The 13,020-nt window shown below is 35.7% G+C and carries 9 protein-coding genes; 4 read left to right on the forward strand and 5 right to left on the reverse strand.

The features are described 5' to 3' along the window. The first annotated feature begins 145 nt into the window (after positions 1 to 145). Positions 146 to 2,221 carry a winged helix-turn-helix domain-containing protein gene (locus BM088_RS14950; RefSeq protein ID WP_091985786.1) on the forward strand — a complete coding sequence of 692 codons (2,076 nt, stop codon included), beginning with the start codon at positions 146 to 148 and terminating at the stop codon, positions 2,219 to 2,221. A 25-nt stretch (positions 2,222 to 2,246) separates the two neighbouring features. Here the strand turns inward: BM088_RS14950 and BM088_RS14955 are convergent, their stop codons facing one another. Both BM088_RS14955 and BM088_RS14960 read right to left on the reverse strand, forming a co-directional pair. Continuing rightward, entirely contained in the window at positions 2,247 to 3,128 is an 882-nt protein-coding gene (locus BM088_RS14955; protein WP_091985789.1) for a LysR family transcriptional regulator, read from the reverse strand. A gap of 79 nt (positions 3,129 to 3,207) precedes the next feature. Continuing rightward, on the reverse strand, positions 3,208 to 4,932 hold the full coding sequence (locus BM088_RS14960) for a Na+/H+ antiporter NhaC family protein (protein ID WP_091985792.1): 1,725 nt from the start codon (positions 4,930 to 4,932) through the stop codon (positions 3,208 to 3,210). Positions 4,933 to 5,246: 314 nt separating this feature from the next. Here BM088_RS14960 and BM088_RS14965 point away from each other — a divergent pair, with 314 nt between their 5' ends. The 3 genes from BM088_RS14965 (at position 5,247) to BM088_RS14975 (ending at position 10,911) form a co-directional block, all read left to right on the forward strand. After that, on the forward strand, positions 5,247 to 8,081 hold the full coding sequence (locus BM088_RS14965; protein WP_091985820.1) for a TonB-dependent receptor domain-containing protein: 2,835 nt from the start codon (positions 5,247 to 5,249) through the stop codon (positions 8,079 to 8,081). A gap of 81 nt (positions 8,082 to 8,162) precedes the next feature. Further along, positions 8,163 to 9,314, forward strand: a complete 1,152-nt coding sequence (locus BM088_RS14970) for a M14 family metallopeptidase (RefSeq protein WP_091985795.1) — start codon at positions 8,163 to 8,165, stop codon at positions 9,312 to 9,314. 1 nt (position 9,315) lies between these two features. Then, positions 9,316 to 10,911, forward strand: coding sequence for an N-acyl-D-amino-acid deacylase family protein (locus tag BM088_RS14975; protein WP_245763833.1), 1,596 nt, complete (start codon positions 9,316 to 9,318; stop codon positions 10,909 to 10,911). 158 nt (positions 10,912 to 11,069) lie between these two features. Here BM088_RS14975 and BM088_RS14980 read toward each other — a convergent pair whose 3' ends face one another. The 3 genes from BM088_RS14980 to BM088_RS14990 form a co-directional block, all read right to left on the reverse strand. Beyond that, positions 11,070 to 11,480 carry a hypothetical protein gene (locus BM088_RS14980; RefSeq protein ID WP_091985799.1) on the reverse strand — a complete coding sequence of 137 codons (411 nt, stop codon included), beginning with the start codon at positions 11,478 to 11,480 and terminating at the stop codon, positions 11,070 to 11,072. Positions 11,481 to 11,492: 12 nt separating this feature from the next. Then, a complete protein-coding gene (locus BM088_RS14985; RefSeq protein WP_091985804.1) occupies positions 11,493 to 12,458 on the reverse strand; it encodes an integron integrase in 966 nt (321 codons plus the stop codon). Positions 12,459 to 12,707: 249 nt separating this feature from the next. After that, positions 12,708 to 13,020, reverse strand: a 313-nt coding sequence (locus BM088_RS14990; protein ID WP_143085086.1) for a transposase, incomplete at its 5' end; no start/stop codon positions are given.

A 13,020-nucleotide genomic window follows, 5' to 3' on the forward strand; every position in this document is an offset into this window, starting at 1 on the left:
CTTATTTTTATAGGTAACAAGTAATGTTATTTAATGGAGATTGAAATACAAATTAACAAAATTGATATGCTGATTTTTAATTAACAGGGGTATACTGCACAAAATGATTTAATGGACAAAGACGATCAATACGCATAAAAACAACTTGACGGTAGGTGCCTGGCAGATAGACCCTTTATCTCTTCGATTTATTAAAGACGATAAAAGTATAAAAGTTCAGCCAAAGGTAATGGAGTTATTGCTGTATTTAGCGCAATTTCCAGAACAAGTTATTTTAAGAGAAGAATTGATCAAAAATGTTTGGCCTGAAGTATCGGCAACAGACGATACATTAAATAATATGGTTGGCAAGTTACGCAAAGTACTGATTGCTGACTCCCAATGTCAAAGTTATATCGAAACAGTTCCTAAAAAAGGCTATTGTTTGCGTGCTGAAGTTGTTAAAACAGCCAAAAAAGAAAAGCAAAAAATACAACCTAAATCATTTAAAAAACCCTTAATTTTAGGGTTCACAGTTGCAATAATAGCTGTGTTTCTTTTTTTTATGAGTCAAAAGGTCTTCATTCATAGCTTACCTTCTTCAACTATTGACTTAGATAAACCACTTGAAACTCTGTCTATTACAAGTCACCAAGCACTTGAAATTTTTCCCGAAATATCACCAAATAATAAACATATTGCGTTTATCCGAGCCCCGGAAGGTTTGCAAAGTAATCAGCTCATTATTAAAGATATCGATAGCGGTAATGAGCGTATTTTAAATGATATCGCTGGTTTATACGGTAATCCCGTTTGGTCTGGGAACAGTGAAAATATCGCATATATTCATATGTCAGGTTCAACTTGCACTGTGCGTCTTGTAAATATGCAAGGAGGTCCTAGTCGTTTACTCTCCTCATGTTCAGGTGAGTTAATTCGTACCATGCGAAAATCACTCACATGGGATAAGGATACTAATTCTGTCATTTTCACAAAAAATCAAGAAACTAAAAAAGCACTCGCTCTATTTAAAGTCGATATAGTATCAGGGCAAGCACTCAAACTGACTAACCCACCCGAAAATATGATTGGTGATGCTAATCCAAGTGTGTCTCCTAATGGCAAATTAATTGCGTTTACAAGAACAAATGAAAGTGGCGTTGATAAAATAATGGTGCTTAATATAGTGACAAATATAGAGACTGAATTTGCAACAAAAAGTCAAAACTTACTGGGAATCGACTGGTTAGATAATGACTCTGTGATCTATATCTCTGATGCTAGTAGTCGTTCTGAACTTGTATTATTAAATGTAACTGATGGCTCTGAAGCGCTTTCGCGTATTAGTGGCCGCAGTATGCTTCATCCTAGTTTTAATACAGCCAGTAGACAGTTGATTTTTTCTGAGTTACAAAGTAATGCCAATATAGTGATCTCAAAAAGGTTAAATGAAAACCATAGCGAAAAATTGATTGAGCTTAAGTCTTCTAAATTCGAAAGAGAAGTCGTATTTTCAGATGATGGTCAGTTTATTGTATATACGCGATTATTGGCAAATGGTTCTGAGCTTTGGCTTTACGACTTGACGACAAAAGAGCAAAAGCGTTTAGTAAAACCAGACAATGCATTTTTTAAAAGCATTGCTATTTCTCCTGATAATACAAAAATTGTGTTAAATGCCATTACTGAAAAAAATTCAAGTATTCAAATTTATGATATTGAACGTCAGCATTTTTTTAATCTTGAAACAGTTGATATTAAAAACCCACAAAGTCCGAGCTGGTTGGCTGATAGTAAACGGGTTTTATTTACATCTAAAAAAAGTGAACTATGGTTGATTTGGCAAACATCAGTTAATGACTCAAACCCGACACTTATCACGCAGCAAGGAGGTAACATTGTTGTTGAAAGTGATGATGGCAAAAATGTTTATTTTTCACGCCAAGGGGAAGTGGGTTTATGGCAACTCTCGTTAATTGATACACAAGCAACTCCGGTAAAAATGACACAAAAAATTACTGAAGAATTTCAAACCTGGAAAATGAAAAATGGTATCTTTTACTTTTTAAAACGTCAAAGCATTCCATCAAAGCATATTTATGTTTATACCCCTGAAAATGATGAAATAAAACTTTATTATCAATCATCAGGCGCTTTTAATTATTTTGACATCAATCATGATTTGGTTGCCAGTGCTCAGTTAAAACAATTTTCAGCCGACATCTTTGTAATGCAGTTTTAAATGATTTCCCATTAAAAAATAGTGATTAGCCATTAACCACTTTATTTATTTCATCCAACAATTGTTTAGAGGTTTGGGATAATTGTTGATCCGTTAAGTGTAAAGCCTGTAAGTTAAAGCTCAATGGGGGGGAAAGTGCTGCAATTGAGGTGGTATCGCATAAATTTCCTTTGGCTGTATATTCATCAATGATGCAAACGCCCATTTCCTGTGCAACGAGTCTGGCTGCAATAAAATAGGTTTGGACTTGAATATTACATTTCATTTTGATGTCTTGATCTGAGATACGATTAAACACAATATCTCCAAGTGGGCCACTATCCCAAATACCGATAATTTCTTGGTTTATTAATTGCTCAACATTCATGGTGTCAGGTTTTTCTGGAAAAAATAGGTTGGGATATACCACGACTAATTGAGACTCAAGTATGCGTTGTTGCGTTATACCTGGCAAAGGTGGTGGAGAAAACATTAAAGCAAAATCAATTTTACGCTCAAGTAACGCTTGTTGTACTTGTTCATTATGCATCGTTTGAATGTTTATATTGACCTCAGGGTGCATTTTTTTAAATTCAGCAACGGCTTTTGGCACAAGTTCAAAACCCAGCGCAGGCGCTAACCCTATATTAATATTACCCGTTTTACTTTTTTTTATGTTTTCAGCTGTATTTCGTACAGACCGTATTTGTTTATATACTTTATCTACTTCACTAAACAGCATATGTGCTTCAGCTGTTGGCGTTAAACGCCCTTTAATGCGCTGAAATAAATCAAACCCTAATTGCATTTCAGCATGCGCTAATACTTTACTGACAGAGGGTTGAGACACATGTAGAAATTGTGCCGCATTAGTAATAGAACCTGTCATATAAATTGCGTGAAAAACTTCTATGTGTCTTAGCCTCATGATAGTGCCTTTGCTTTTAAATATGTTTTTGTATATAAATTAGGTTTTAGTTTATTCGTGTTAGGAAATTTTAATTGCATCAGGCTAAAAACACTGCCGAACTTGTCCATAAAATAGCAGCAATAGATGCTGCAAAACTGGCTGGCACAATTTGAGACTTTACATGATCCATTAAATCACACCCTGTGGTCATAGCACTGAGTATTGTGGTGTCTGATATTGGAGAGCATTGGTCGCCAAAAACGCTTCCATTTAAAACCGTTGCAAAACAAATCATCATAAATACTTCTGGGTTATCTAAATTACTGCCCGTAGCTATGGTCCATGCTAATGGCATAGCCAAAGGAAAAGCAATGGCATAAGTGCCCCAACTAGTGCCTGTTGAAAAAGAAATTATCATAGTTAAGAGCTGTAAAATAACAGGTAAACACCAAAATGGTAATCCTTCACCTAAAAGCTCTATCAGATATAGACCCCCACCAACTTGTTTACTGATAGCGCCAATTGTAATGGCTAACATGAGTATAACTGATGCGAGAACGACGCCTTTTAACCCTTGATTAATGCCATCAATTACATTATGAAGTGCCATGCCTTTGGCTAAAGCGATAAAGCAACTTAATAATAATGCACAAGTAAAAGCCCAATGAACAGCAGGACTGCCAGTTAAAATAAATGTACTGATAGCAATAATAATAAGCGTGAATAATGGGAATATGAATTCGACAACATGAGGCTTATAGCCTTGTGGAATACTTGGATGGGCAAGCTCTTTTGCGCTCATAGGTCTGGCATTCTGAGCATCAAGTTGGCCAGTTTTAATGACACGTTTTTGTGCGTTTTTAAGGCGTTTTCCTGCAAAGGTCATGATATTAAGACTGACTAATAAAGTCCCAATAACGGCAAATATGCCATAAAAGCTAAAGGGAATACTTTTAAAAAAGAAATTAATGCGGTCAGACTCTGTTGCTAAAAAACTCACACCGGGTACAAAAATAAGCGCTTGTACATAAGCAGGCCACGCATTAAAAGCAATAACAGAGGCAATTGGTGATGCTGTAGAGTCAACAATATAGGCCATTTCTTCATGGCTAACATTTGCTTTATCGGCTAACGGTTTAACTGTGGTGCCCACAACAACCGTACTGACAGTGCCCCCTTGAAAAAAAATAACGCCTAACAGCCATGATACAAATTTTGCTGAACGAGGTCCTTTTACAAAATGTGCGGTCATATATTCGGCAAATACCTGGGCTGCACCTGTTTTTGACCAAATGCCCATTAACCCGCCCAGTAGCCACAAATATAAAACGAGAATACCTGCGGCGCTATCTGTGGCTAAATTCGGAATGATGATTTGGTCAATAATATTAAATTTACCTAATAATAATGCCCCAGAAATGACACCACACAATAGAGCGATCAAAGGCTCTCTTGTTATTAAACATAATAAAATTGCAGTAATTGCGGGTAATAAAGACCAAAAACCTAAGTGAAAATCTGGTTTTAATAACGCCAGTTGTCCATCGTTTTTTATAACCCATTGCTGCGATAAATGTTCCGGTTTTCCATTTTTATCAAGTGACTGTTGACGAAGAGGAGATGAGCTATAGTTAATAACATCACCGACTAAGACTTCTTTATCTTTAAACTTATATACAGTGTTATTCTGGCTATTTTGATAAGTTTGATAAACATAAAATTGTTCTTTGTAAATAGGACTGGTTGTTAAAAATGCAAAAATACTCAGTATGAGTGCAAGTACAATGGCGATTAATCCTGTGTAATGTTTTATTGGTTTCATAATGCGAGATACTAGTATTTTTTTTCGTTAAATAAAACTTAACAGTTAATTAATTATTTGTAATCTTTTATAAATTCTACAAGGTATAACCAAAGGTTATAATCTTGTTATCAAGAGTCAATTGTTAAATTCATCATTTTTATTCATGGTTATAGCCACAAGCTATTTAGAGTCAACGTAGTTAGTCATAGTTTGGATATAGCCGCTTAGTTCAAATGAGCTAATGCAGCAGGAATAAATAAAAAATAAATGTTCAGGTATAAAACTAGAATAAACCTGGCTAAATTTAAATGGGCATGACAACTGGAAATCTCATGATAAAAAATACAACAAGTCACCATAAGCTGACACGTCTTAGTATGTGTGTTATTGCAGCTTTATCACCTCATCTAGTGCAAGCTGAAGCTGAAAAATCTGATGATGAACAAATTGAAAGAATTAGCATAGTAGGCTCAAACATTAAACGTGCAACAGATATTGGTACTTTACCTGTTACGACGTTGACTGAAAAAGATATTGAAAATACAAGTGCCGTAACGGGGGATGAATTGCTACGTTCTATTCCACAAATCGGTGAAGTTGCATTTGGTGGTGCAACGGGAAATGGTGGGGTTAATGATGCGCGTGGTGATGTGTCATCCATTAATTTACGTGGTGTTGGTACAGGTAATACCTTAACTTTACTGAATGGTCGACGTTTAGTTAATCACCCTGGTACACAATCTGAAAATTTCGTTCCAGTCACAACTGTAAATTCAAATACTTTACCTGTATCTGGCCTGCGTTCTTTAGAGATTTTACGTGATGGTGCGGCAGCTATTTATGGCTCTGATGCTGTTGCTGGTGTGATTAATTATAAATTAAAAGATGATTTTGAAGGCAGTAAAGTAAGTGTGTCTTATGGTAGTTCTGAAGGTACACCTCTTGATGAAAAAACATTTAATTTTTTAACTGGCTTTGACCTCAATGGCGGTAAAACGCATATTACGGCTTCAGCAACTTATTATGAACGTAATGGTATGATGGCAAGTGAGCGAGATTATTCCGCAAGCCATGATTTACGTCAATACCCAGGTTTACCTGAAGCTTTCATCGACGGTACACAATTAGATAATCGTTCAACAGCAACCCCTTGGGGCGATTTTCAATCAAGTTCACTGGGTCGTTTTCATTTACAACCGGATACGCAATCTGGTTGTGTTGAAGATTTAGCGGGTGGTGTTTGCGCCGATAAGGGGAGCTTTCCAAGAGATAATCGATATGACAGAGGCGCTGATCGCTCTTTAGTATCAGATGTAGATAGATTAAACTTTTATACGTATTTAACCCATGATTTAGGCAATGATATAGAGTTATTTGGCGAAGCCATTTATTATAATGCACAAGCAAAAAGAACACGTGAACAAACGCCTAATTTAACGGCGCAAAGATTTAAAATTTCGGCTGATGCAGCATTTAACCCCTTTAATGAAGAAGTAACCGTTAGAAGCTATCGTGCAATAGATACCGGCCCAAGAAATATTCAAGTTGATGATATGAGTTATCGTGCATTGGCTGGATTACGTGGCATAAAAGGCGACTGGGACTGGGAAACTGCTGCTTTTTATAGTGAAGCTGAAACAAATGATATGGCAAATCGCATTCAGGCAAGTAAATTTCAAGCTGCTATCAATAGTAGCAATGCTGCAACTGCTTATAATATATTTACAGGGGGGGATCTTAATAACCCAAACACAGGTGATACAAGTTTAAATTCACACAGTGTCATTGACCAATTTATGGTTGATGTTACAAGAGACTCTAAAACCAGCCTTGCATCTATTGATTTTAAAACGAGCAATGGAGAATTATGGGACTTACCTGCAGGCAGTGTGGGGATTGCTATGGGACTTGAGTTTAGACATGAAACTTTTGAAGATGACCGTGATGAACTGCTAGATGGTAGCAATCCTTTTATAGATCAAATCACAGGTATTACGTTATCGGGCAGTAATGTTTTAGGAAGCAGCCCTACACCTGACTCAAAAGGTGATCGTGATGTCACATCTGCATTTGTTGAATTACTAGTACCGTTAGTAGATAGCGGATCCCATTATGTTGAGTTACAACTTGCAGGTCGATATGAAAACTTCTCTGATGTTGGCTCTGCTTTTAAACCAAAAGTTGCTGTTTTTTGGGAGCCTGCAAACTGGATGAGTGTACGTGCATCATATGCTGGTGGTTTTCGCGCACCGGGTTTACCACAAGTAACGGCTGAAGCGGTTCCACGCAGTAATACTTTATATGATCCAATATTAGATAAAAAATATGCCATTGTTGATGTGAGAAGTGGCAATACAAGTTTAACCCCCGAAGATGATACAAATACATCAATTGGTTTTGTATTCCAACCTAGCGATCAATTAACCATTACTTTAGATGCATGGAGAATTGAGCAAAAAGATCTTGTTGGTATTTTACCTGGGTCTTCGCACCTACTTTATGATTCATTGTTACGTTCACAAGGTACATACAATGAAAACGTAATTCGTGATCCTAATACCAATGAAGTAATTAAAATTAATAATACTTACAAAAACTTAGATGCCAGAGAAATTGAAGGGGTCGATTTAAGCTTAACCTATGATTGGGATACGAGTTTTGGTGATTGGGAATTTACTTTTAATGCGGCTAAATTAACTAAATTTGAACAAGTTGCAGATCCTATTTCAGCGCAACTGGTTGCAGCACAAAAAGCAGGAGACCCATCAGTACCTGCTGATCAGGTTGTAAAAAATGTAGGCGATTTATTGAAACAAGACGGACGACCAGAACTGCGAGCCCGTGCTTCTATTAACTGGCGCATGGAACAATGGGGTGCGGGTATGAGTACCAATTATGTCAGCGAAGTAGAAGATACAAGTACGACAGCAACGGTTGACGATGAAGTCATTAAATTGCCAGTAGATAGCTATCAAACTGTTAATTTTTATGCAGATTATCGTTTTGAAGGTAAAACTGTACTTCAAGATAGTAAATTACGTATTGGTGTACGTAATTTATTTGATGAACAACCGCCTTTAGCTGATGAACTTGGTTATGGTTATTTTGGTGGGCTTCACTCAAATAGAGGTCGATACTTTCATATGAGTTTTAGTAAAACCTTTTAGTTATGATAATTAAATACAGGCTTTGTAGCCTGTATTTTTTATTTTCAGTGTATAAAAATAAAACAGCAAAGAGCATAGTGTATGAAACGTATTTTATTTATTGGTTTATGTATTTTAACAAGCTTTAAATCACTGGCTTGTGATTTTTCAAACGTGATATTTGAACATGATTTTGCAACCGCAAGATTAGGGCAATGCAAACAAATTAGTGATACTCGATTTGAATTAACCATATTTCCAGAATTGACAGCAAAAAATAAGCCACCAATAAATAACAGCCCTTGGTATGCATTTAAAGTCACTGCAAAATCTGAAACGAATATTAAAATTGTGATGAAAGTGGTTGGTGGTGAGCATAGGTATCCGCCAAAAGTGAGTCAAGATGGCAAGCATTGGCAACTACAAAAATATAGATTAAGAAATAAAAAAATGTCGTTTCAGTTAAATGTAAGTGACAAACCAACTTGGATATCAGCACAAGAAATATTAACTAATGAGCAATATTTTCAGTGGGGAAGAAATCTAGCAGAACAGGAAAATATCATACAAACCGTATTAGGTCATTCAACACAAAAAAAACCAATTTATAAAATAGAAACACAAGGTGAAGGCAAAAACTGGCTAGTGGTTTTAGGAAGACAGCACCCGCCAGAAGTCACAGGTGCTTTGGCCATATTTCCTTTTACTGAAACATTATTATCAAATTCAGATTTAGCACTTGAATTTAGAAAACAATTTAACGTACTTGTGATCCCAAACCTTAATCCTGATGGGGTTCAACTAGGACATTGGCGTCATAATGCCAACGGAATAGATTTAAATCGCAGTTGGAAAACCTTTGATCAAATTGAATCTAAACAAGTCGATGACTATTTAACCGCGCTTGTTGGTCAAAAACAAAAAATGCGCATGGCGGTAGATTTTCACTCCACCAAACAAGATATTTTTTATACCATGCCATCAGACTACGGTATGGCGCAGCCCTATTTAGTTGAAACTTGGTTAAATAGTTTAGATAAAGAATATCCAGATTTTAATGTGATACAAAAACCAGGAAATAACCCAGGTAAAGGCGTATTTAAACAATATTTTACTGATAAATTCAAAGCACATGCCATTACCTATGAAATGGGTGACAATACTGACAGAAGGTTTATTGATAAGTTGGCTGTCAGTGCAGCTAATACATTAATGACAACTCTGATAAGCAGTGATCCAGTGACGGGAAAATAAGATGACTTTATATAAAAAAAATAAAAACATGCGTTTATTAACGTTAGTTACTGTGTTGTTGGGCCTTGTAGCGTGCTTAGAAAATAACATCAATACACAAGATGATGAACAACAGCTTAATATTGATGTTTTAATAAAGTCTGGCACTGTTTTTACAGGTACAAGTGATCAAGGTCAAAAATTAGACATAGCTGTGTGTGAACAAATTATTTGTGGTCTGTATGCTTCAAATAGCAAAGTAATAAATGCTAAAAAGGTAATAGATGCCAAAGGCAAGATAGTTAGCCCAGGTTTTATTGACGCACATACACATACTTTAGAAGAGCTCATGAGCTCAGATAAAAATAGCAACCTCAATTATCTGACTCAAGGTGTGACCACAGTTGTTAATGGTAATGATGGCGGTGGCCCCGTTGATTTTTTAAAAACAAAACTAAAACTTGAAAAAAACGGTATCGGCACAAATACCGCATTGTTGGTCGGTCATGGTGAATTAAGAGATCACGTAATAGGTAGAGCAGAGCGATTTGCTAAACCTGAAGAAATATCACAAATGAAAGCATTACTTAATACGGCCATGAAGCAAGGCGCAATAGGCTTATCTAGTGGTTTATATTATGTGCCTGGGGCTTTTGCAGATACAAATGAAGTTGTTGAGCTTGCAAAAACAGCTGCAAAATATAAAGGTATTTATGATACTCACTTAAGAGATGAAAGTACTTTTAATATTGGTTTTAAAGCGGCAGTTTCAGAAGCAATAGAGATTGCAAAATTAGCAGATATTCATTTGCATATCGCACATATAAAAGCATTGGGCGTGGATGTTTGGGGGCAAAGTACGGACGTTATTAAACAAATAGAAACAGCGCAACAGCAAGGCATTAGTATTTCAGCCGATCAATACCCATGGCAAGCGTCGGGCACGATGTTAACCAGTGCTGTAGTCCCTAAATGGGTTATGGCTGACTCTCAAAAACGCTTTCATGGAAGATTAAATAACCACACACTTTTACCAAAAATAAAAATTGAAATTACGGAAAACATTCGTCGTCGTGGTGGCGGTGAAGCATTATTAGTCACGGTAACACAAGATAGAAGTTTGGTAGGTAAAACATTAAAACAAATTGCTAAAGATATGGGGTTGTCTGAAACGGATACAGTTATAAGCTTAGTGCAAGGGCCTCAAATTCGTATTGCATCATTTAATATGTCTAATCAAGATATTGAGAATTTTATGGTAAAACCTTGGGTTGTTACTTCATCTGATGGCACAAACGGACATCCTAGAAAATATGCAAGTTTTCCTAAAAAATATCGCCAATATGTTAAAGAACAAAAATTACTTACCTTGGCGCAATTTATAAAACAAAGTAGCTCACAGACGGCAAAAATTCTAAATTTAGAAAAACGCGGTGAAATAAAACTAGGGCATTACGCTGATATTATTGTTTTTGATGAAAATAAATTTAGCGATAAAGCGAATTTTAAAAAATGGAATGTTTTATCGACCGGCATAGAGACCGTATTGATAAATGGTGCGTTAACCATAGAGAATGGTCAATATAATCAGGTTTTAAATGGCAAGGTAGTGCATTAAAGTATATTTTATGTAGAAAATAGAAATAAACATTAGCAAGTTTATCTTATAACGATAAATGACAATGTGCTATTACTGAAATGTTTTGGATGACGAATGAGTTAGAAAGAGCCGAGCCTTATCGCTCGGTTTTTGCTTTATAATTATTCAGATTTAAATTAGAAAAATATTTGATCTACAATTGCTTTTATCTGCTGTTGATTTGCTTGCCAGGTAAAATCATTGCTGAATTGTTTCTGGGCTTTAAGACGCTGCAAATCAATAATATTATTTAAATCACTTAATAGGTCAATTGATTGATACATTAATGCTTTACCGTGCTGATATTCAACAATGTTTAAACCACCCACTTCATTGAAAGGTATTATTATATAATCACAATGTACAATTTTTATTGGCTGACGGTTAAGTATTTCCACGTATGAAATAGCGCATTTGATCCTTTGAGAAGCATACTGTTGATAACATACCTTTTGATCACCGGCTAATAGCCTATCAAACTTGCTGTAGGGAATTTTTTTAAGGTTATTACTTGTATCAAAAAAATGAACTTTTGGTCTTATTCCCACAATTTCCTCCAATTATAAATCAGATAATGGACTGCGTACGCCATTGGCGCCAGCTTGAATAACATGAGTATAAATTTGTGTGGTTCTAATATCAGTATGCCCAAGTTGTTCCTGTACAGTACGTATATCAGCGCCACGTTGTAATAAATGCGTTGCAAATGAATGTCGTAAAGTGTGACAAGTGACATTTTTATCAATATTAGCTGATTTGGCTGCTTTTTTGACTGATTTTTGTAATGCTGTTTCGTCAATATGATGTCGACGAATAACATTGTTATAGGGATCAGTACTTAATCTAGATGAGGGGAATAGATAATGCCAACCAAGCTCTTTTTCTGCCATAGGATACTTCTTGCTAAGTGCGAAGGGTAGCCAGACTCCTTGATAGTCTTGATTATTTTTATCTAATTCAAAATATTGCTTACACACATCAATTTGTAGTTTAATGGGCTCAACAATTTCTTCAGCTAAAGTTACTCTGCGATTTTTACCGCCTTTCCCTTGCCAAACCAATACAGACATGTAATCAAGATCAATATCTTGGATACGTAATCTCACGGCTTCCATTAATCTTAAACCACTTCCATATAATAAATTAGCAATTAGCCAATAAGGAGATGCGATTGATTGTAGTAATAATGCTGTTTCAGGTTTTGTTAATACAATAGGTAATTTGGGCTGACGTGCTGATTTTTTAAAATTGAGTTTCAAAGATAGAGGTTTTTTTAATAATTCTTTATATAAAAAAGCTAATGCATTTAAGGCGATGCTTTGTGTTCCTGGGGCAACGTTTTCGGTATTTGATAAATATGATAAGAAAAGTTCTACTTCTCGGTTTCCCATGTCTGATGGATGCTGTTTATTGTTATAAATAATATAGCGCTTGATCCAATAAATATAAGCTTCAATGGTTCGTTTAGCGTAGCGACGAGTAAGCATAAATTCATAAATACTATTTAAGAAAGCTGACTGATACATTTAAAATACTCATTAATTTATAACTGTATATTTATACAGTTTAGTTGTTTTTGTAAATATGTCTTTGATAGGCGGAAAAAATCCGTCTTTCACGCAGGGTGAAAAGACAAAAAAGTAGTCAAAGTCTTTGATATTATGGCTGAATAAATGTATTCTAGATTTATTAAAAATCATGATAGACGGAAAAAGTCCGTGTTTAAACACGGAATAAATCGGTCTATTAAGAGACTATGGCGTCAATAGCTAATTTTAAACTTTTGGTGCTTCCCACATAACTCCATCTCTGAGCATTGAATTTAAGATCACTACCATCTTTCTGATACAGGCGATGATCGCTACTTTTTTTGCTTTCCCAGCGGCAAGTAATTTTTGGTAATGAGCTTTAAATACCGGATTAGTTTGAATGGCGGACATCATAGCCATAAACAAAACAGTTCTTACCTGATGTCTACCTCCTTGTATTTTTCGCATACCTTGATAGCGACCACTTTCCCGATTCATAGGTGCCACACCGACTAAGCTGCTTGCTTGTTTACTACTAATGTAACCTAATTCAGGGAGG

The sequence above is a fragment of the Pseudoalteromonas denitrificans DSM 6059 genome (assembly GCF_900112265.1).
GTDB lineage: Bacteria > Pseudomonadota > Gammaproteobacteria > Enterobacterales > Alteromonadaceae > Pseudoalteromonas > Pseudoalteromonas denitrificans.